The organism is Zavarzinia sp. CC-PAN008, from assembly GCF_051903925.1.
Lineage (GTDB): Bacteria > Pseudomonadota > Alphaproteobacteria > Zavarziniales > Zavarziniaceae.
In genome coordinates, this window is sequence record NZ_CP173678.1 from 572,361 (window position 1) to 591,658 (window position 19,298).

A 19,298-nucleotide genomic window follows, 5' to 3' on the forward strand; every position below is an offset into this window, starting at 1 on the left:
ATGACGCAGGCCAATACCCCGATCCCGGTCAACACGCCGCTGCTGATCGGCAACGAACGCCGCTACCTGGCCGACTGCATCGATAGCGGCTGGATCTCGTCCGAGGGGCCCTATGTGGCGCGCTTCGAGGCAGCGGTGGCGGCCGGCTGCGCGCGGCGTCACGGGATCGCCGTCGCCAACGGCTCGGCCGCCCTTGACGTGGCCGTGGCGGCACTTGGCCTGGGGCCGGGGGACGAGGTCATCCTGCCCAGCTTCACGATCGTATCCTGTGTCCTGGCCGTCCTCCATGCCGGGGCCACGCCGGTCGTCGTCGACTGCGATCCGCTCGAGTGGACGCTCGACATCGGTCATGCGGCGGCGGCCGTAACGCCGCGTACCCGGGCGATCATGGCGGTTCACATGTATGGCCTGCCGGTCGACATGACGGCCCTGCTGGCCCTGGCCGCGCGCCATGGCCTGGCAGTGATCGAGGACGCGGCCCAGGCCCATGGCCAGACCTGCGACGGCCGGCCGTGCGGCGGCCTGGGCACGATCAGCACGTTCAGCTTCTATCCCAACAAGCTGGTGACCACAGGCGAAGGCGGCATGGTCCTGACCGACGATCCGGCCCTGGCCGAGCGCTGCCGCAGCCTGCGCAACCTGTGCTTCGACAGCCGCCGCCGCTTCGTGCACGAGGCGATGGGCTGGAACGTCCGCATGTCGAACCTCCAGGCAGCAGTCGGCCTGGCCCAGGTGGAGCGCCTGGACCAGACGGTCGTGCGCAAGCGGGCGATCGGGCACCGCTACCGCCAGGGACTGGCCGGCCTGGCCGGGGTGCAGCAGCCGCTGGCTGCGACGGCGCGGGCGGAGAACCTCTATTGGGTCTATGGGCTGGTCCTCGATGGCGGGCGCACGCACGACGCGGAGGCCGCCATGGCACGCCTGGGCCAGCGCGGCATCGCCACCCGGCCCTTCTTCTGGCCCATGCATGAACAGCCGGTCTTCCGGCGCATGGGCCTGTTCGCCGACACAGCCTGCCCCGTGGCCGAGCATCTGGCGCGGCGCGGTTTCTACCTGCCGTCCGGCGTCGGCCTGACGGACGCACAGGTCGACCGCGTCGTGGCGGACGTCCACGCCGTCCTGACATGACGGAGCCCGCCGCCAGGCCCACGATCCTGTTCAACGCCCACCCGCTGCACCTCTTCCTGGCCAGCGCATACTTCTATTGCTGGGAGTTGGGATCACGCTTCGACGTCGTGCTCCTGGTCCCACGGGGGGGAGAGGACCATCCCGGGATCCGGGCCCTGCTCGACCAGGGCCGCGTCCGCGAGACGGTCGCGATGCCGTCGCCCCGGCAATCCTGGGCGCTCCATCGCTGGGCAGCGCGCACTGCGCCGCGGCTGCTGGCCCGGGTGCGCCCGGTGGCCGTCGTCCAGAGCAACTTCCAGTACCATTTCAACAAGTCGCTGTTCCGGGCGGCGGGCGCCCTGCGTCCGGCGCCATTGCGGATCGTCTATCTCAGCGGCGTGGCCCAGCGCCATGTCCCCGTCGAACGCGTCCTGCGCGAGGTCAACGAGTCCCACATCATCAGCCTGGGCCGCCGGCTGCCGCTGGCGCCACCGGGCCTGGCCCGGGCGCTGTACCGGGTTCGCGGTGCGGTGCGCTACCACCTCGACCATGCCGTCCTGCCGCTGCTGCTGACCGGGCGCCCCCTGGCGCCGACCCTGCACGAGACGGCGGGCCGGATCGTCAGCCGCACTACGGCTGGCCTTGTCGACGCCTTCCTCTGCTACGGCGAGGCCGACCGGCAGGCCCTGCTGGAGGAAACGGACGACGCCGCCGCGATCCATCTGATCGAGCATCCCGCGACCGCCGCGGGGCAGGCCGTTTGCGCCCTTGCCATCCCGGCGGGTGGAGAGGCGGGCGCCATCGTTGCCCTGCCGTCGCGCAGCTACGACTACGAACGCCTGGACGGCGACGCCTGGGCGACGGAGGCCGATCGCGTTGCCGACCTGTGGGCTGCCGCGCTCGACGCGATCCGCGCCCGCCTGGGCGCACGTCCCATCCTGTGGAAGCTGCATCCGGGCCGCTCTGGCGATCCCGTCATGGCGCGCGTGACCCAGGTCCTGGCTGCCGCCCTGCCTGGCTTCACGGTCATTCCGCCTGCCCGCGCGGCCGAAGACCTGATCTGTGCGGCCGGCGCCGTGGTCGGCGACACCTCGACCGCGATCGTCTGGGCCGCGCGCCTTGGCGGCCGGCCGGTCTTCAGCCTGGATCTGTTCGACGTGCCCGGCGGGGCAGAGATGGAGCGCTATCCCGGAATCACCATGGTGCGCGGCGCGGCCGACCTCGCCCGCCTGGCGGACCTGGAGCCGACCCCGCCCGGCGCACGGCAGCCCGCCCTGCTGGAGCTGCTGCCCCGCCTGCTTCAGCAGCACCAGGCCGGCGCGACAGCCCCGTCCGGCGACTGGCCGACCATCGCGGAGTACCAGCGGTGCTCCCCGCATCCCGCCCGACTGGCCGGCGGCAGCCGGACCCGTCGCCGCGCCGATCGGCCGGCGCCACGGCTCAGTGTCATCACGATCTGCCGCAATGCCCATGCCACGCTGGACGCCACCATCGACAGCGTCCTGGGCCAGGACCTGGCGGCGGAGACGGAATACATCCTGGTCGACGGCCAGTCGCAGGACGGCACGCTGGACATCGTGCGCCGGCGCGAGGGCGATTTCGACCAATGGCTGTCCGAGCCCGACGCCGGCATCAGCGACGCCTTCAACAAGGGCATCGCCCTGGCCCGCGGCGCCTATGTCGCCATCCTGAACGCCGACGACCGCATCGACCCGGACTATTATCGCCGGGCCGTGGCCGCCCTGGACGCCAGCGACGCGGCCTATGCCTTTGGCGACCTGCGGGTCGAGCGGGTTGATGGCACGTCGTTCATCCAGCTGGGCGATCCGGACTATGCCCGGCACATCCATCGCGTGATGCCGCGCCTGCACCACCCGACCGTGGTCGTCCGCCGGACGATGTACGAACGGTACGGCCTGTTCCGCCGCGACCTGCGCTTTGCCATGGACTACGAATTCCTGCTGCGCCTGCATCGGCTGGGCCAGCACGGCGTGCACGTGCCCGGCTCGATGGCGACGCATCGGCAGGGCGGGGTGTCCCACCGCCACTACCTGGCCGCGACGACGGAAATGCGCCGCATCGCCAGCGCCGCAGGCGCGCCCGGGGCCGCCTGGGCGACCTGGACCTATCACGTGGTCAAGATGTCGACGCGACGCCTGCTCGACCACCTGGTCGGCCCGCGCCTCGTCCGCCGCCTCTGGGCGCTGCAGAAGCAGGGCCTGAAGCGCGACCCCTGACCCCTGGCCGGGCCAGGGGCCGGCCCGTCACACGTTGGCCAGACGCTCCAGGGCCGCAGCCAGGCGGGCGCGTGTCTCCTCGGCCTGGGCGCGGCGCTCCTTCTGCTCCTCGATCACCTCTTCCGGCGCGCGGGCGACGAAGTCGGCATTGCCCAGCTTTGCGTCGATCTTCGCGATCTCGGACTCCGCCTTGGCGCGGTCCTTGTCCAGGCGGGCGCGCTCCTTGGCGATGTCGATGACGCCGGCCAGCGGCAGGACCAGCAGCGCCTCGCCCGCCACGATCTGCACGGCACCCTTGGGCGGCGCCCCATCGCCCAGCGTCACGGTCTCCAGCCGCGCCAGGCGCAGCAGTGCCTCGCGATGCGCCTCCAGGCGGCTACGCGTCACGGGCCCTGCCTCGAACACCTGAAGCGCCAGCTTGGCTGCCGCCGGCACGCCCATCTCGGCCCGTACGGCGCGGATGTCGGAAATCGCCTGGGTCAGCCAGCCCAGCTCTTCCGCTGCCGCCGGATCGTCCAGCGCCGGGTCCGGCACCGGCCAGGCGCCGGCGATCAGCAGGCCGCGCGGGCTGCCCGCCAGGTCCGCCCACAGCTTCTCGGTGATGAACGGCATGAACGGGTGCAGCAGCGCCAGCACCTGGTCGATGGCCCAGGACAGCGTCGCCTGTGTCTCGGCCTTGGCCGGGCCGTCATCCTGCAGCAGCGGCTTGGCCAGTTCGACGTACCAGTCGCACAGCGTACCCCAGACGAACTGGTAGAGCGCGCCCGCCGCCTCGTTGAAGCGAAGCGCCTCAAGCTCAGCCGTGACGCGGCGCGTGGCCCCTTGCGTCTCGTGCACGATCCAGCGGTTCAGGGCATGGGCCAGGCCCCTGGGCTGCCAGCCTTCGGGCCGCGCGGCACCGTTCATCTCGGCAAAGCGCGCGGCATTCCACAGCTTGGTCGCGAAATTGCGATAGCCCTCGACCCGCGCGATGGACAGGCGCATGTCGCGCCCCTGCGCCACATGGGCGGCCAGCGTGAAGCGCAGGGCGTCCGCCCCGTACTGGTCGATCAAGGCCAGGGGATCGACCACGTTCCCCTTGGTCTTCGACATCTTCTGGCCCTTCTCGTCGCGGATCAGGCCGTGGATGTAGATGCGCGAGAAGGGGGCCTTCCCCGTGAAGTGCAGGCCCATCATCATCATCCGGGCGACCCAGAAGAAGATGATGTCGAAACCCGTCACCAGGACGTCGGTCGGGTAGTAGCGCTGAAGCTCCGGCGTCTCGTCCGGCCAGCCCAGGGTCGAAAACGGCCAGAGCGCGGACGAGAACCAGGTGTCGAGCACGTCCGAATCGCGGCGCAGTTCGACAGCCTTGCCATAGTGCGCGGTCGCGCCCGCCTGGGCCGCGTCCTCCGACTCTTCGACGAACACGGTGCCGTCCGGCCCGTACCAGGCCGGGATCTGGTGTCCCCACCACAGCTGGCGCGAGATGCACCAGGGCTGGATGTTGCGCATCCACTGGAAGTAGGTGTTGTCCCACTGCTTCGGCACGAACGTCGCGCGCCCATCCTCGACCGCGGCGATGGCGTCCCTGGCCAGGACGTCGGCCTTGACCCACCACTGGTCCGTCAGACGCGGTTCCAGCTCGACCGTCTTCGACTTCTCGTCATGCGGCACGGCATGGCGGATCGTCTCGATCTTCTCCAGCAGGCCGAGCGCGTCCATGTCGCGCACGATCATGCTGCGCGCATCATAGCGGTCATGGCCGCGGTACTTCTCCGGCACGCTGTCGTTCAGGCGCGCCTCGTCCGTCATCACGTCAATGACGTCCAGGCCGTGGCGCTTGCCCACTTCCCAGTCGTTGAAATCGTGGGCGGGCGTGATCTTGACGGCGCCCGAGCCCTTTTCCGGGTCGGCATGCTCGTCGCCCACGATGGGGATGCGCCGCCCGACCAGGGGCAGGACGACGAACTTGCCGATCAGGTCGCGATAGCGCTCGTCCTCCGGGTGGACGGCCACGCCCGTGTCGCCCAGCATCGTCTCCGGCCGCGTCGTCGCGACCGTGATGAAGCGATCCGCCTCCCCCTCGATCGGGTAGCGCAGGTGCCACAGCCTGCCCTCGACCTCGATGGGGAACACTTCAAGGTCCGAGACGGCGGTGCGCAGGACGGGGTCCCAGTTGACCAGGCGCTTGTCGCGATAGATCAGGCCTTGCTTGTAGAGGGTGACGAACACGCGCAGCACGGCACGGCTCAACCCCTCGTCCATGGTGAAGCGTTCGCGCGACCAGTCGCAGGACGCGCCCAGGCGGCGCAGCTGCCCGGCAATCGTGCCGCCCGATTCCGCCTTCCACTCCCACACGCGGCTGACGAACGCCTCGCGCCCCAGGGCGATGCGGCTGGTCTGCTGCTGGTTCAGCTGGCGCTCGACCACCAGCTGCGTCGCGATGCCGGCATGATCCATGCCCGGCTGCCACAGGGCGTCGCGCCCGCGCATCCGCTCGAACCGGATCAGGATGTCCTGCAGCGTGTTGTTGAGCGCGTGGCCGATATGCAGGCTGCCCGTCACATTGGGCGGCGGGATCATGATGGTGAAGGGCTTGGCGGCAGGGCCGCGGAAGCCGGCCTTGAAGGCGCCGGCCTCCTCCCACGCCTGATAGAGGCCGGGCTCGATCGCCTGGGGGTCGAAAGTCTTGTCCATGACCATTCCGCGGGGCCTGGCCGGCACCGCGGCTGGCCCCAAATCGTTGACTTAACCGAGCGGGCCGCGGCCCGACAGGCGCTGGATCTCTTCCGCTACCAGACGCTCGACCAGTTCCGGCAGGTTCTCGTCCAGCCATTGCTGCAGCATCGGCCGGACCACGTCCTCCACCAGTTCCTCGACCGTGCGGCCACCGCCGCCGCGACCGGAACGCGGCATGCCCAGGCGGGACGAGATCTCGCCAAACGCTGCCGACGCCATCGCCGCCGTGCCGGGAGAGGTCAGGCGATCGCGCGAGGCGGGGGCCGGCCGCGGCGGCGGGTCATAGCGGGGCGGCGGCGGCGGTTCCGGCTCCGGCGGCCAGTCGTCGACGGGATCGGGATCCAGGCTGGTCACCGACCCGTCGTCGCCGACCAGGTCCGTCAGCGTCAGGACATCGTCCATCGGCGGCTCCTCCGCCCGCGGCGGGGACGGTGGCGGAGGGGCTGGTGGGGGCGGCGCGGCCGGCGGCGCGGGTTCGTCGACCGGCTCAGGCTTGGCCAGCTTGACGGTCGTCGAGTCGGGGTCGTCCCCTTCTTCCGAAATGATCCGCCGGATGGAGGCGAGGATCTCCTCCATCGTCGGTTCGGCTTGGGCTTTCGCGTCGCTCATCCAGCATCCATCGCGCGATCGCGCTTTCGGGGGCCAAGCCTAAGGCGGTCGCACCAGGATTTCCAGGCCCCAAGCCGCTTCGCGCAACTATTGCGCCCGATCGCGTGGCGCCAGGAACATCGCGAATGCTTCGGTCGTCACCCGGTCGAGGTGATGGCGATAAAGGGCATGGTGCGCATCGCCAGGCGCCACCCGTCCGAGCCGGGCACCCGGAACCAGATGCGCCGGCACCAGGGCGATGGGTGCCGCCACGGGCACCAGGTGGGCCCCGCGGCCCGATTGCAGGGTCGTCAGGATGCCGTACATCTCGCCCGCGATCGTGGGGCGGGAGGCGATGACCAGCCGGTACTGCCCATGCTTGTTCGTGACCAGGTAGATGAAGCCCGACTGGTTGGGGATCGCCACCTCCCCCGCCTGGGTAAAGGCCGCGTCCTGGCGCTCCGACTCCCGGAACACCAGGGAGGATGACGCCTCGTCCCAGGCAATCTCGGTGCGGTAGGCATAGACCGCCTCGGCCGCGCTGAACGACGGCCGCAGCGTGACGTAGTCGCCCTCGATCCAGGACACCGCCGGACGGGCATAGGAGCCCAGGGAGTCGGGCGCCAGGCCAACGGGTGTTGGCTGGACGGCGTGCGGTGGCGGTAGCACCTCGCCCCCGCGCAGGGGCCGCTCCAGCGCCTGCTCCAGCCGCACGATGGTCGCCAGCGTGAAGGGCCGCTTGCCCGCAAGCGCCTTCTCCAGGGTCGAAAGGCTGATCCGCGCGTGATCGGCCAGCGCCTGGCGCGAGATGCGGCGCCGCGCGATCTCCTCCCGCACCGCGCGGGCGATCTCGCGCGTCTGTTCCGGCGATGCCTCGGCATCGGTCGTCAGCGCCATGTCCCTTCCCCCATCACACCGGCCTCACCGTCCGCACGCCACGGACCGGTCCGCATGCCTGCGCACGATTCCGCACAGATGCGGCAATCACAAGGCAGAGCGGTACGGATTCTGCCCCATCAAGACCGGCAATCACGCTCACACGGACAGCCGTTTCCGCCACCCAATCCAGGCTGAGGCCGAAGGTGAGCAGCCGATGGCCAGGGAACACGCACGATGACCAGCCTTGCCCTATCCCCCGCCGATGGCACCGACGCCCCCACCCCAACCCTCCCCCACCGCAAGCGAAGGGAGCGGGTTGGGGTCGGGGCGGTATCCCGCCGCCTGATCCTCGCAGCGGCCGCCGCCTTGTCCTTCCTCGCCCCCGCCCAGTCTTCCGTGGCCAGGGCGGAAACCCGCGTGAGCCTGGACGAGGTGACGAGCGGCGCCCTCCTGCTCAAGGGGACGGAGCCGGGCGCCTATGTCGAGGCGCCGCGCCTTGGCACCGATGTCGACCTGACCGTCTCCGGCCCCACGGCGCGCGGCCGCCTGACCCAGGCCTTCACCAACCCGACCAGCGGTTGGGTGGAGGCGGTCTATGTTTTTCCCCTGCCGTCCGATTCGGCGGTCGATACGCTGCGCATGGTGGTCGGGGACCGCGTGATCGTGGGCGAGATCAAGGAACGCCAACAGGCCCAGGCGATCTACCAGGAGGCCAAGGCCGCAGGCCAGAAGGCCGGCCTGATCGAGCAGGAACGCCCCAACCTGTTCACCTCCTCCGTCGCCAATATCGGCCCGGGCGAGACGGTGGTCGTCCAGCTTGAGTTCCAGGAGCCGGTGAAGCAGACGGGCGACGTCTTCTCGCTGCGCGTGCCGATGGTCGTGGCACCGCGCTACAACCCGCCCCCGGTCGTCCAGACCGTCGACCTGGTGTCCACGGGGGGCGGATGGGGCACGGTCAGCGACCCCGTGCCCGATCGCGACCGGATCGAACCGCCGGTCCGCGATCCCGTAACGCAAGGGCGGACCAACCCGGTGACGGTGGGTGTCACGCTCCGCGCCGGCTTCCCCCTGGGCGAGGTGCGCAGCCTCTATCACCCGGTCAAGAGCACCGACCTGCCGGACGGTGGCCGCCGCCTGGACCTGGCGGAGGGGCCGGTGCCGGCCGACCGCGACTTCGTCCTGGAATGGCAGGCGGCCGCGGCCCAGGCGCCCCAGGTCGGCCTGTTCCGCGAGACGGTCGATGGCCAGGACTACATCCTGGCGACGCTGACGGCGCCCAGCCTGAAGCAGCAGGACGAGCGCCGCCCGCGCGAGGCGATCTTCGTCATCGACAATTCGGGCTCGATGGGCGGCACCTCCATGGACCAGGCCAAGCAGAGCCTGGACCTGGCGCTGGCCCGCCTCGATCCGCGCGACACCTTCAACGTCGTGCGCTTCGACGACACGATGGAAACGGTCTTCCCCGCCGCTGTCCCCGCCGATGCGGAACATGTCGAGCAGGCCCGCCGCTTCGTCCGCGGCCTTGAAGCCTCCGGCGGCACGGAAATGGTGCCGGCGCTGGAAGCGGCCCTGACCGATGCCCGCGGCGACGCCACCCGTGTCCGCCAGGTCATCTTCCTGACCGACGGCGCCATCGGCAACGAACAGCAGATGTTCGACCTGATCACCAGCCGGCGCGGCCGCTCGCGCATCTTCATGGTGGGCATCGGCTCGGCCCCCAATTCCTACCTGATGACCAAGGCGGCGGAGCTGGGCCGCGGCACCTTCACCCATATCGGCAGCGTGGACGAGGTGGCGAGCCGCATGGCCGCCCTGTTCGAGCGGCTGGAGGCGCCGGCCGTCACCAATGTCCAGGCGACCTTCAGCGATGCTGGTGCTGTCGAGCGCACGCCCCAGGTCCTGCCCGACCTCTATCGCGGCGAGCCGCTGGTCCTGCTGGCCAAGGTGGAGCGCATGACCGGCACGCTGGAGATCGGCGGCACGATCGGGCAGCAGCCCTGGGCCGCCCGCCTGAACCTGGCCAACGCCGCGGAAGGCGCTGGGCTGGCCAAGCTGTGGGCGCGCCGGCGCATCGACGATGTCGAGGTCTCGCCCGCGCTGCTCGGCGTACCCCAGGCCCAGGCCGACCAGCAGGTGCTGAAGCTGGCGCTGGACTATGGCCTGGTCACCCGCCTGACCAGCCTGGTCGCCGTCGACCGCACGCCGTCCCGCCCGGCCGGCGCCCGCCTGACGCGCGCCGACGTGCCGCTGAACCTGCCCGCCGGCTGGGATTTCGAGAAGGTCTTTGGGCCCCGCGAGGTGGTACCGGAGCGGCGCGCCGACCTGGGCGGGATCCAGGTCGCCGCCGCCCCCCAGGCCCCGCAGGACCAGCTCTTCCTGCCGCGGACGGCGACGTCCTCCACCCTGCTGACCCTGCTGGGCGCCATCCTCCTCACCCTCAGCCTGGGCCTGGCCGTGCTCGACGCCCGCCGTCGGAGGGTCTCATGAGCGGCGCCAGTTGGCTCCCTCCCCCCTCCCGCAGGGATGGGGGAGGGTGGGGTGGGGGCGGTGTCCTGCCGGTTGCGAGGGTGCTGCGGGGGAAGTCGCGCGTCCCGCCCCCACCCTCCCCCATCGCAAGCGACGGGGGAGGGAGCAAGTCGCGCATCGGCATCGCGGCCCTCGCCCTTCTTGGCCTCATCCTCCTGGCGCAGGGCCTCTACATCCCGGTGAAGGCGATCGTCGCCCAGGTGCTGCTGGAACAGGCCTTTGCCGAGAGCCTGGCGACGGGCGATCCCGTCCGACCCTGGCCCTGGGCCGACACGGTGCCCGTCGCCCGCCTCAGCGTCCCCCGCCTGGGCGAATCGGCCATCGTCCTGGCCGGGTCCTCCGGTCAGGCGCTGGCCTTCGGCCCCGCCCTGGTCGAGGGCTCGGCAAAACCTGGAGACCCCGGGACCGCGGTCCTCGCCGCGCATCGCGACACCCACTTCGCCTTCCTGAGGCATGTGGCCGTGGGCGACCTGGTGGACGTGACGCGCGGCGACGGCGGCAGGGCCACGTTCCGCGTCACGGGCACCCGCATCGTGCGCTGGGATGCCTCGGGCCTGGTGGGCAGCGGCGGACCGCCGCGCCTGGTGCTCGCCACATGCTGGCCGTTCGACAGCCTGGTGCAGGGGCCCTATCGCTACGTGGTCGAGGCGGAGCAGGCATCCTGACGCGCGGGCTTGCGGTGCAGCAGGGGGATCGCCGAAACTTCCGCACCCAGCCATTGCCGGAAAGTGGACCCATGCCCCTGTTCGACCTGCGCGGCCGCGTCGCCATCGTCACCGGCGGCAATGGCGGCATCGGACTGGGCATGGCGGAGGGGCTGGCTGCCGCCGGCGCTGCCATCGTGGTGGTCGGGCGCAACGCGGACAAGAACGCCGCCGCGACTCAGCGGCTGCAGGCCATGGGCGCCATCGCCTGGGCCGTGTCCGCCGACGTCACGCAGGAGGACCAGGTAGCGCGCCTGTTCCACGAGGTGGCACAGGCCCATGACCGGCTGGACATCCTGGTCAACAATGCCGGCATCAACATCCGCAAGCCGCCCGAGGACTACTCCCTGGCCGAATGGCACGCCGTCATGGACGTCAACCTGACCTCGGCCTTCCTGTGCTCACGCGGGGCGCATCCGCTGATGAAGCGCAGCGGTGGCGGCAAGATCATCATGATCGGCTCGATGACCTCGCTGCTGGGGGCGCCCTGGGCCTCGACCTATGGCGCCAGCAAGGGCGGCATCGTGCAGTACTCCCGGGCCCTGGCCGCCGCCTGGGCCCCCGACAACATCCAGGTCAACTCCGTCCTGCCCGGCTGGATCGACACCGACCTGACCCGCGCCAGCCGCGCCCGCGCGCCCGGCATGCACGAACGGATCCAGGACCGCACCCCCGCCGGCCGCTGGGGCACGCCGGAGGATCTGGCCGGGATCGCCGTGTTCCTGGCCAGTGCTGCCTCCGACTTCGTGACCGGCACCGCGATCCCCGTCGACGGCGGCTACTCGATCCAGGCCTGAGGCTCAACCGAACAGGCGGGCATCCCACCAGACCGGGCGGTGCAGGTCGTGGCCCACGCGCGCGAACTCCGGATGGGCCGGGTTGATCAGCACGTTCTCCTCCATCCGGGCGACGATCGAGGGGACCAGCAGCGCCAGCGACCGCTGCTCCACCGCCCAGGTCGACCCGAAATCGCGGCCGACCTGGCGCCCCGGTTCGTCCCAGCCGGGATGCGCGGCCGGATCGAAGACCTCGTAGCTCAGCCCCCCGGTCAACTCGATCCGCACAAAGTGCTGGTTGGGCGGCAGGCGCCCGCCGCCATGGACCAGCTTTTCCAGCATCGCCGTCGAGTAGCTTCGCGAGGCATAGATCAGCGGCGTTTGCGCCGTGTTCCAGCGCCCGGGAAACAGCCTGGATCCGGTCGCGTCGAAGATCGGGAATGCCCCGTCGGGATCGCCGATCCGGTAGCAGACCAGCGTCCGGTCCAGGACCTGGGCCCTCACACGGCGGTCCCGTGGAGCAGGCCGCCCAGCACATCCTCGACCACCTTGGCGCCCAGTTCACTGCCCAGGGCCACGTCCATCGGGGTCTGGTCGTCCAGCAGCATGTGCGGCGCGAACAGGAAGCGGCGCGCCGCTTCCTCGCTGCCCCACACCTCGATCGCGAAGCGCCACAGGCTGGCGACACGCATCAGCCGCTCGCTCTCCTCCGCCGACAGACGGTCCTTGCGCCGCGCCAGCGTCGCCTTCGGCACCAGGCGATAGCGGAACGCCGCATCCTCCGGCGCTACGCGGCGCGCCACCGTGTCGATCGCGGTCACGCGCAGGCCCTGCCGGACCAGGGCCACCAGATTGATGGGCGAGGGTACGGCCTTGGGCGAAAAGCCCAGGTCGTCCGCCATGTCGAGTGCCGCCTGAAATGCCATTGCCGCCTCCATTGAGACGAAATGTGGTCTCAAATGGACCTTGGCGCAAGGGCGGGCAGTCAGGTGTCCCGGTCGGGGTGCTGAAAGCTCTTGAACGTGTCGCCACCCGGTGGCGGGCTGTCGTCTGTGCGTTCCACGGGCAGGTCGGCGATACGATCCAGCCAGGCCGGCTTGTTCTCCGCCCCATGCAGCTTCGTGGGTGCCGCGACGCGGGGATCGTCCAGGCTGAACAGGGTCAGCCCCCGCTCGTCGGGTTGGGACAGGTAGCGAAAGCCAAGCGGCGTGCCGCAACTGGCGCAGAAGCTGCGCACCGCATCGCTGGACGAGCGGTAGTCCGCGGGCCGCCCGCGGGTCCAGGTCAGGCGCGCCGTGGGCACCACGATATCGGCCAGGAAGGGGCCACCCAGCGCCTTCTGGCACATGCGACAGGTACACAGGCCCGAGCGCAGGGGCGTCCCCTCCACCCGGTAGCGGATGGCGCCACACTGGCACCCTCCCGTCAGGAAACCGGCTCCATTCTCCGGCATGCGTCACCTCAGGGACGTGTTCACCCTCGTGAAATCATGGTGCCCGCGCCGTGTTCCGTGAAGATTTCCAGCAGCAGGGCATGGGGCGTGCGGCCGTCCAGGATCACGGCGGCACCCACGCCACTGTCCAGCGCATCGATGCAGGTCTCGATCTTGGGGATCATGCCGCCCTTGATGGTGCCGTCGGCGATCAGCGCCTTGGCCCGCTCGACCGTCAGTTCAGAGATCAGATGCCCCTCGGAATCGAGGACGCCGGCGACGTCCGTCAGCAGCAGCAGGCGGCTGGCCTTCAGCGCCCCGGCGATGGCGCCCGCTGCCGTGTCGGCATTGATGTTGTAGGTGGCGCCATCCGTCTCGCCCAGGCCGATGGGCGCGATCACGGGCACGAAATCGGTGCCGGCGAAGCGCTCCAGGATGCCGGTGTCGATCCGCTCCGGATCGCCGACATAGCCAAGGTCGACCACCTTCTCGATATTGGAATCCGGATCCCGCTTGGTCCGGGTCAGGCGCCGCGCACGGATCAGGCCGCCATCCTTGCCCGACAGGCCCACCGCCTTGCCCCCGGCATCGCCGATGGCGGCCACGATCTGCTTGTTGATGGACCCGGCCAGGACCATCTCGACGACCTCGACCGCGGCCTGGTCTGTCACCCGCAGGCCGTCGACGAAGCTGGACTTGATGTTGAGCCGTTCCAGCATGGCGCCAATCTGCGGGCCGCCGCCATGGACCACGATCGGGTCGATGCCGACCTGCTTGATCAGGGCGATGTCGCGCGCGAAGTCGGACGACGCCTTGGCATCGCCCATGGCATGACCGCCGTACTTGATGACGAAGGTCGACCCGGCATAGCGCCGCATATAGGGCAAGGCCTCGGTCAGCGTCGTCGCCGTGTGCATCCAGCGGGCGCGCTGCTTCGCGTCCAGCGGACGGGGAGCACCGGGGGGAAGGGCGGCTTGGGTCGGGGCATCGCTCATGGCCTGCGCGTTTAGCCCAAGCACGTGACAGTCGCAAGACCGCCCCGGGCGGCGGGCGCTGTGGCGCCCCGGTTCAGGCCAGGCTGGCGATCGCGGCGCGCAGTTCGGCCAGGCCAATGCCCTTTTCAGAGCTGGTGGTGATGATCTCAGGGTGCGCCGCGGGGTGCTTGCGCAGTTCCGTCGCCAGCGCCTCCTGCACTGCCTTCAGCGCGGTCGGCCGCACCTTGTCGGCCTTGGTCAGCACGGCCTGGTAGGACATCGCCGCCCCGTCCAGCAGCTTCATCGCGTCAAGGTCGACCGACTTGGGCCCGTGGCGGCTGTCGATCAGCAGGCAGACCCGCTTCAGCGGCTGGCGCCCGGCCAGGAACGTCTCGATCAGGCGGGTCCAGGTCGCGACCTGCTCGCGTGGCGCCTTGGCAAAGCCATAGCCGGGCAGGTCGACCAGGGTCAGCACCCCCCCTAGGTCAAAAAAGTTGATCTCCTGCGTGCGCCCCGGCGTGTTCGACACGCGCGCCAGGCCCGACCGGCCGGTCAGGGCGTTCAGCAGGCTCGACTTGCCCACGTTGGAGCGCCCGGCAAAGGCGATCTCGACCGCCCCCGGCGGGGGCAGGGACTCGAGCGAGGAGGCGCCCTGCATGAAGGTGCAGGGCCCGGCGAACAGCTTCCGCGCCGCCTCGATCGCAGCCACATCCTCACTCATGACGCTTCCTGACCTCCCCTCAAGCGCACCCTCATCCTGAGGTGCCCCGGAGGGGCCTCGAAGGATGGGCAGCCGTCGCACCGGCTGCCCATCCTTCGAGGCTCCGCTGCGCTCCGCACCTCAGGATGAGGACGGAGAGAGGAAGGGAAAGGCCCCTTCCGGACGCCTCAGGTCACCTTCACGCCCATCCGGCGCATGATCAGCCATTGCTGCAGGATCGACAGCAGGTTGTTCCACGTCCAGTAGATCACCAGGCCCGCGGGGAAGCTGGCCAGCATGAACGTGAACAGGATCGGCATGAACAGGAAGATCTTGGCCTGGATCGGGTCGGGCGGCGCCGGGTTCAGCTTCTGCTGCAGGAACATGCTGATGCCCATCAGGATGGGCCAGATGCCCAGCGCCAGGAAGTGCGGCGGGTCCCACGGGATGAGGCCGAACAGGTTGAAGATGTGGGTCGGATCCGGCGCCGACAGGTCGACGATCCAGCCATAGAACGGCGCATGCCGCATCTCGATCGTGACGAACAGCACCTTGTACAGCGCGAAGAACACCGGGATCTGGATCAGGATCGGCAGGCAGCCGGCCAGCGGATTGATCTTCTCCCGCTTATAGAGCGCCATCATTTCCTGCTGCTGCTTCATCCGGTCTTCCGGATAGCGCTCGCGCAGCTTCATCATCTCGGGCTGAAGCTTCTTCATCTTGCTCATCGAGACATAGGACTTGTTCGCGAGCGGGAAGAAGAAGCCCTTGATGATGACGGTCAGCAGCAGGATCGCCAGGCCGAAATTGCCCAGCAGCTTGTGGAAATAATCGATGACCAGGAAGATCGGCTTGGTCAGGAAGTAGAACCAGCCAAAGTCGATCGCCAGGTCGAAGCGGGCAATGCCCAGGTCCTCGCGATAGCGGTCGAGCAGCTTCACTTCCTTGGCACCGGCGAACAGGCGCGCCGTCGATTCGACCGTGCCGCCAGCCGGCGCCGTCAGCGGCGCGGTGACCAGGTAATCGGTCTGGTAGCGGTCGCGCCCGCCGGCCATGTCATGCTTGAAGCCGCCCTGGATCGCCGTCGCCTGGTCGGGAATGACGGTCGCCAGCCAGTACTTGTCGGTGATGCCGATCCAGCCGCCGGTCGACGCCTGCTGGATCGCCGCTTCCTGCAGGTCGTGATAGCTCGGCTCCTTCAGCGTGCCGTCCAGGACGCCCACCGGCCCCTCGTGCAGGATGAAGAAGCCCGCCGTCTGCGGCGTGCCCGTGCGGCTGACCAAGCCATAGGGATGCAGGCCAACCGCCTCTCCCTTCGTGTTCTGGACCTTGTCGGTGACGGTGAACATGAAGTCGCCGTCGATCGCGATCGTCCGCGTGAAGATCAGGCCCTGGCCGTTGTCCCAGGTCAGGACGACGGGGCTGGCGGGCGTCAACTCGGCACTGGTGGTCGACCAGGTCGTCTGCGCCCCGGGCAGCGGGCCGGGATTGGCGCCCTGCGCCGCGACCCAGCCGAATTCGGCATAGTACGGGGCGGGCGCCGACGGCGGCGACAGCAGGATGATCTCCGGGCTGTCGGGCTCCACCGTCTCGCGATAGGTGGCCAGCGTCACGTCGTCGATCCGACCGCCGGTCAGGGCGATGGAGCCATGGACGCGGGGCGTGCGGATCGGCACCCGGGCGCTGCCGGCCAGGGCCGCCATCCGAGTCAGCGTGCCAGACGGCGGCTGCTGCAGGGCAAGGCCGGGAGCCCCCTCCCCCGGCGGGGCGGGCGGCTGGCTCAGGTCGGTGGACGCCGGCTGCGTCTGCTCCAGCGTCTGCTGCACGGCAGCCTGCCGCTCCCGCTCGCGCTGCTGCCGCGGCATCTCGTAGAGGAACTGGAACCCCAGCAGGATGACGATCGACGCGACGATGGCGACGATCAGGTTGCGATGTTCCTGCATGATGCCTCGTGACAGGGACAGGGGTTGCTGGAAGAACCGGCCGTGCCGGAGGAGGAATGCCGTGCGCCGGAGCGAACGGGGCCACCCGCCCCCGCCGCGTCCGGCACGGGATCGAAGCCGGACCCACCCCATGGATGGCAACGCGCAATCCGCCGCAGGGCCAGCCAGGAGCCGCGCGCCGGGCCGTGCCGGGCCAGGGCCTGGACCGCATAATCGGAACAGGTCGGCGCGAAACGACAGGACTGCGGGAAGAAATAGGTGATGCCCCAGCGCCAGGCCAGGACCATCAGGCGCAGGGCAAGCCCGATGCCGCGGGCCAGCAAGGCGGCCGCACTGCGCGCCGTCATGGCCTGGTGTCCCGCCCCTTGGCCTTGGCCCGCGTCACCCGCTCAAGTGCCGCGGCAAAGTCCGCGACCAGCTGGGCGAAGGGGCGATGGGGCGTGTCCTTGCGGCCGATCGCCACCAGGTCGAAGCCGCTCAGGGGCGGTGCCGCACCCGGCTCGGCCGCGGCCTTGGCCTGGGCGGCGCGCAGGGCTTCCCGCGCAGCCTCGCGCAGGCGGCGGCGGGCCCGGTTGCGCACGACCGAATTGCCGACCTTGCGGCTGACGGTGAAGCCCAGGCCCAGATGCTTCGGCCCCGGATGCTGGGGCCCCAAGAGCTCCGGCGTGTCGCCACGCGCGGCGACCGGCTGGTGGCCACGAACCTGCAGGACCAGGCCCGGCGTGCTCCACGATCGCCGCGTGGCAGCCACGGCCAGGAACTGGGACCGCCGCTTCAGCCGCTGCACGGCCAGGGGGGCCACGGGCACGGCGCGGTCTTCGCCCTCGGCCACGCGGCACGCCGGGTCGGCATGAAGCGCGGCCGATGCTGGATCAGGGACCATGATGGGTTCCGGCCGCGGTCCGGCCGGTGCTGGTTCCGCCCGCTGCGCCTGCCGGCCTAGGCCGAGAGACGCTTCCGGCCCTTGGAACGACGGCGCGCCAGGACCAGCCGGCCGCCAACAGTTGCCGACCGGTGGCGAAAGCCATGCCGACGCTTGCGCACCAGGGCGCTGGGTTGATAAGTCCGCTTCACGGCAATGCTCCGCTCTGACGCGGGACCACGGGTCCGGCGCGAGGCGGCTGTATAGGGACCCGCACCGCCCGAGTCAACCGGGAAGCGGCACCCCTCCCCGTTGAACATCGTTGCTCACGGGATTCTGCGCGCGCCGTCACAACAGGTCTTGCTTTCCTTGTGTTTGCATCAAATGTTTGTGAAAGCGGGACCCGCCCCGGTCGCGCCTTACGGAACGGGACATGGCCGCGCGCAATCGGCGAAGCCTTTCGATACAGCTCCTGCTGCTGACGGTCAGCTTCGTGCTGATCAGCCAGTGCATCGTGCTGGTGCCGTCGCTGGCGCGCGCGCGCGCGGACTGGCTCGACAGCCGCCTGATGATCGCGGAGACGATCGTGCGCGGCTTCGACAACGTGGCGCCGGGTGTCGTGCTGTCGCCGGACCGGATCGGCGGCGTGCGTGCCCTGTCGGAACTGGGGATCCAGGGGGCGACGCTGGCGATGGCCGACGGGCGCCGCGTCAGCCTGGGCATTCCCGGCGCCCAGACCGAGGTCCGCCAGGACCTGCGCCAGTCCGACCAGTTCGACCTTGTCTCCGACGCCTTTGCCCGCCTGGTGTCTCCGCCGCGCGGCCTGGTCGCGATGAGCAGCGGCGGCCGCGCGGCCAATGTGCGCGAGGTCGAGATCGTGATCGACGAGGCGCTGCTGCACCAGGTCCTGGCCCAGCAGGTCTACACCACGCTGAACTTCGGCTTTGCCGTGGCCCTCGTGATCGGCGGCATCATCTATTTCGCGCTGGACCTGTCGCTGGTCCGCCCCGTCCGCCGCCTGACCCAGGCGATGGAGACGTTCCGCCGCGCGCCGGAGAAGGTCGGATCCTCCATCGTGCCGACCAGCCGCACGGACGAGATCGGCCAGGCCGAGCTGGAGCTCGCCCTGATGCAGAGCGACCTGCGCCAGGCCCTGAAGCAGCGCGAGCACCAGGCCGCCCTTGGCGCCGCCGTCGCCAAGATCAACCACGACCTGCGCAACATGCTCTCCAGCGCGCAGCTCGTCTCCGACCGCCTGGCCACCAGCACCGATCCGGAAACGCGGCGCCAGGCCGTCACCCTGCTCGGCTCGCTGGACCGCGCGATCACGCTGACCTCCCACATCCTCGACTTTGCCAAGGCCGAGCAGCCGCGCCCGCGACCCGTCCATTTCCACCTGGCACCCCTGGTGGACGAGGTGGGGCAGGCCCTGGGCTTCACCGGCAATGCCCTGCGCTTCGCCAACGCGGTCGATCCCGACCTGATCGTACAGGCCGACCCCGACCAGCTGTTCCGCGCCCTGATGAACCTTGCGCGCAATGCCTTCCAGGCGCTGGAGGCGCGCGGCCATGGCGAGCTCAAGATCCTGGCCGAGGAGCGCGTCAGCGGCATCATCGTGATCGTCGCCGACGACGGTCCCGGCCTGCCCGAAAAGGCGCTTCAGCACCTGTTCAGGCCATTCTTCGCCAGCGCCCGCTCCGGTGGCACCGGCCTGGGCCTGGTGATCGCGCGCGACCTGCTGCGGGCCCATGGCGGCGACCTGACCCTGGGCGCCACCGGGGCGTCGGGCACCGTGTTCCGCATCGACCTGCCGCAACCCCTGCCCGGCTATTCCTGAGCGCGGCCGCGC

At 70.1% G+C, this 19,298-nt stretch carries 18 protein-coding genes; 6 read left to right on the forward strand and 12 right to left on the reverse strand.

Going from position 1 to position 19,298, the window contains the following annotated elements; genetic code table 11:
• Both ACI6GS_RS02865 and ACI6GS_RS02870 read left to right on the forward strand, forming a co-directional pair.
• Positions 1-1,128: a DegT/DnrJ/EryC1/StrS family aminotransferase gene (locus ACI6GS_RS02865; protein ID WP_439816267.1), complete on the forward strand. Its 1,128-nt coding sequence runs from the start codon at positions 1-3 to the stop codon at positions 1,126-1,128.
• A complete protein-coding gene (locus tag ACI6GS_RS02870) occupies positions 1,125-3,344 on the forward strand; it encodes a glycosyltransferase (protein ID WP_439816268.1) in 2,220 nt (739 codons plus the stop codon). Before ACI6GS_RS02865 ends, ACI6GS_RS02870 begins: the two co-directional genes overlap by 4 nt.
• A gap of 27 nt (positions 3,345-3,371) precedes the next feature.
• On the opposite strand, the gene ACI6GS_RS02875 is transcribed toward ACI6GS_RS02870, so the two are convergent.
• The 3 genes from ACI6GS_RS02875 to ACI6GS_RS02885 form a co-directional block, all read right to left on the reverse strand.
• The gene (locus ACI6GS_RS02875; protein ID WP_439816269.1) at positions 3,372-6,029 is read right to left on the reverse strand and encodes a valine--tRNA ligase; all 2,658 of its coding nucleotides are present in this window, start codon (positions 6,027-6,029) and stop codon (positions 3,372-3,374) included.
• Positions 6,030-6,074: 45 nt separating this feature from the next.
• Positions 6,075-6,674 (reverse strand): DUF2497 domain-containing protein, encoded by a 600-nt coding sequence (locus ACI6GS_RS02880; protein WP_439816270.1) that lies wholly within the window; start codon positions 6,672-6,674, stop codon positions 6,075-6,077.
• An 87-nt stretch (positions 6,675-6,761) separates the two neighbouring features.
• Complete coding sequence (locus ACI6GS_RS02885) at positions 6,762-7,550, reverse strand: helix-turn-helix domain-containing protein (protein ID WP_439816271.1); 789 nt, start codon at positions 7,548-7,550, stop codon at positions 6,762-6,764.
• Between the two features lie 399 nt (positions 7,551-7,949).
• Between ACI6GS_RS02885 and ACI6GS_RS02890 the strand changes: the two genes are divergently transcribed.
• The 3 genes from ACI6GS_RS02890 to ACI6GS_RS02900 all read left to right on the forward strand — a co-directional run bounded on the left by ACI6GS_RS02890 (position 7,950) and on the right by ACI6GS_RS02900 (position 11,559).
• Positions 7,950-10,019, forward strand: a complete 2,070-nt coding sequence (locus ACI6GS_RS02890) for a marine proteobacterial sortase target protein (RefSeq protein ID WP_439816272.1) — start codon at positions 7,950-7,952, stop codon at positions 10,017-10,019.
• Between the two features lie 80 nt (positions 10,020-10,099).
• Positions 10,100-10,723, forward strand: a complete 624-nt coding sequence (locus ACI6GS_RS02895) for a class GN sortase (RefSeq protein ID WP_439816273.1) — start codon at positions 10,100-10,102, stop codon at positions 10,721-10,723.
• A 71-nt stretch (positions 10,724-10,794) separates the two neighbouring features.
• Positions 10,795-11,559 carry an SDR family NAD(P)-dependent oxidoreductase gene (locus tag ACI6GS_RS02900; RefSeq protein ID WP_439816274.1) on the forward strand — a complete coding sequence of 255 codons (765 nt, stop codon included), beginning with the start codon at positions 10,795-10,797 and terminating at the stop codon, positions 11,557-11,559.
• 3 nt (positions 11,560-11,562) lie between these two features.
• Here the strand turns inward: ACI6GS_RS02900 and ACI6GS_RS02905 are convergent, their stop codons facing one another.
• From ACI6GS_RS02905 to rpmH, 9 genes are all read right to left on the reverse strand, one after another.
• Positions 11,563-12,042: an RES family NAD+ phosphorylase gene (locus ACI6GS_RS02905; RefSeq protein ID WP_439816275.1), complete on the reverse strand. Its 480-nt coding sequence runs from the start codon at positions 12,040-12,042 to the stop codon at positions 11,563-11,565.
• Positions 12,039-12,464, reverse strand: coding sequence for an antitoxin Xre/MbcA/ParS toxin-binding domain-containing protein (locus tag ACI6GS_RS02910; RefSeq protein WP_439816276.1), 426 nt, complete (start codon positions 12,462-12,464; stop codon positions 12,039-12,041). The genes ACI6GS_RS02905 and ACI6GS_RS02910 overlap by 4 nt, the downstream gene beginning before the upstream one ends.
• 59 nt (positions 12,465-12,523) lie before the next feature.
• Entirely contained in the window at positions 12,524-12,991 is a 468-nt protein-coding gene (locus ACI6GS_RS02915; RefSeq protein WP_439816277.1) for a GFA family protein, read from the reverse strand.
• A 20-nt stretch (positions 12,992-13,011) separates the two neighbouring features.
• Positions 13,012-13,887, reverse strand: coding sequence for an acetylglutamate kinase (argB, locus tag ACI6GS_RS02920; RefSeq protein ID WP_439817925.1), 876 nt, complete (start codon positions 13,885-13,887; stop codon positions 13,012-13,014).
• A 151-nt stretch (positions 13,888-14,038) separates the two neighbouring features.
• Positions 14,039-14,665, reverse strand: a complete 627-nt coding sequence (gene yihA, locus ACI6GS_RS02925) for a ribosome biogenesis GTP-binding protein YihA/YsxC (protein ID WP_439816278.1) — start codon at positions 14,663-14,665, stop codon at positions 14,039-14,041.
• A gap of 167 nt (positions 14,666-14,832) precedes the next feature.
• Positions 14,833-16,587 carry a membrane protein insertase YidC gene (gene yidC, locus ACI6GS_RS02930; RefSeq protein ID WP_439816279.1) on the reverse strand — a complete coding sequence of 585 codons (1,755 nt, stop codon included), beginning with the start codon at positions 16,585-16,587 and terminating at the stop codon, positions 14,833-14,835.
• Positions 16,566-16,934: a membrane protein insertion efficiency factor YidD gene (gene yidD / locus ACI6GS_RS02935; RefSeq protein WP_439816280.1), complete on the reverse strand. Its 369-nt coding sequence runs from the start codon at positions 16,932-16,934 to the stop codon at positions 16,566-16,568. The genes yidC and yidD overlap by 22 nt, the downstream gene beginning before the upstream one ends.
• The gene (gene rnpA / locus ACI6GS_RS02940) at positions 16,931-17,470 is read right to left on the reverse strand and encodes a ribonuclease P protein component (protein WP_439816281.1); all 540 of its coding nucleotides are present in this window, start codon (positions 17,468-17,470) and stop codon (positions 16,931-16,933) included. Before rnpA ends, yidD begins: the two co-directional genes overlap by 4 nt.
• Positions 17,471-17,526: 56 nt before the next feature.
• A complete protein-coding gene (gene rpmH, locus ACI6GS_RS02945; RefSeq protein ID WP_439816282.1) occupies positions 17,527-17,661 on the reverse strand; it encodes a 50S ribosomal protein L34 in 135 nt (44 codons plus the stop codon).
• Between the two features lie 221 nt (positions 17,662-17,882).
• On the opposite strand from rpmH, the gene ACI6GS_RS02950 reads away from it, so the two are divergent.
• A complete protein-coding gene (locus ACI6GS_RS02950; RefSeq protein WP_439816283.1) occupies positions 17,883-19,286 on the forward strand; it encodes a sensor histidine kinase in 1,404 nt (467 codons plus the stop codon).
• The last annotated feature ends 12 nt before the right edge of the window (positions 19,287-19,298 follow it).

Excerpts from the sequence above, each read along its gene's own strand:
- ACI6GS_RS02900 (WP_439816274.1), top strand. The coding sequence starts at position 10,795 with ATGCCCCTGTTCGACCTGCGCGGCCGCGTCGCCATCGTCACCGGCGGC.
- ACI6GS_RS02915 (WP_439816277.1), bottom strand. The coding sequence starts at position 12,991 with ATGCCGGAGAATGGAGCCGGTTTCCTGACGGGAGGGTGCCAGTGTGGC.
- yidD (WP_439816280.1), bottom strand. The coding sequence starts at position 16,934 with ATGACGGCGCGCAGTGCGGCCGCCTTGCTGGCCCGCGGCATCGGGCTT.
- argB (WP_439817925.1), bottom strand. The coding sequence starts at position 13,887 with ATGCACACGGCGACGACGCTGACCGAGGCCTTGCCCTATATGCGGCGC.
- ACI6GS_RS02880 (WP_439816270.1), bottom strand. The coding sequence starts at position 6,674 with ATGAGCGACGCGAAAGCCCAAGCCGAACCGACGATGGAGGAGATCCTC.
- yihA (WP_439816278.1), bottom strand. The coding sequence starts at position 14,665 with ATGAGTGAGGATGTGGCTGCGATCGAGGCGGCGCGGAAGCTGTTCGCC.
- ACI6GS_RS02910 (WP_439816276.1), bottom strand. The coding sequence starts at position 12,464 with ATGGCATTTCAGGCGGCACTCGACATGGCGGACGACCTGGGCTTTTCG.
- yidC (WP_439816279.1), bottom strand. The coding sequence starts at position 16,587 with ATGCAGGAACATCGCAACCTGATCGTCGCCATCGTCGCGTCGATCGTC.
- ACI6GS_RS02950 (WP_439816283.1), top strand. The coding sequence starts at position 17,883 with ATGGCCGCGCGCAATCGGCGAAGCCTTTCGATACAGCTCCTGCTGCTG.
- ACI6GS_RS02875 (WP_439816269.1), bottom strand. The coding sequence starts at position 6,029 with ATGGTCATGGACAAGACTTTCGACCCCCAGGCGATCGAGCCCGGCCTC.
- ACI6GS_RS02885 (WP_439816271.1), bottom strand. The coding sequence starts at position 7,550 with ATGGCGCTGACGACCGATGCCGAGGCATCGCCGGAACAGACGCGCGAG.
- rnpA (WP_439816281.1), bottom strand. The coding sequence starts at position 17,470 with ATGGTCCCTGATCCAGCATCGGCCGCGCTTCATGCCGACCCGGCGTGC.
- ACI6GS_RS02870 (WP_439816268.1), top strand. The coding sequence starts at position 1,125 with ATGACGGAGCCCGCCGCCAGGCCCACGATCCTGTTCAACGCCCACCCG.
- ACI6GS_RS02865 (WP_439816267.1), top strand. The coding sequence starts at position 1 with ATGACGCAGGCCAATACCCCGATCCCGGTCAACACGCCGCTGCTGATC.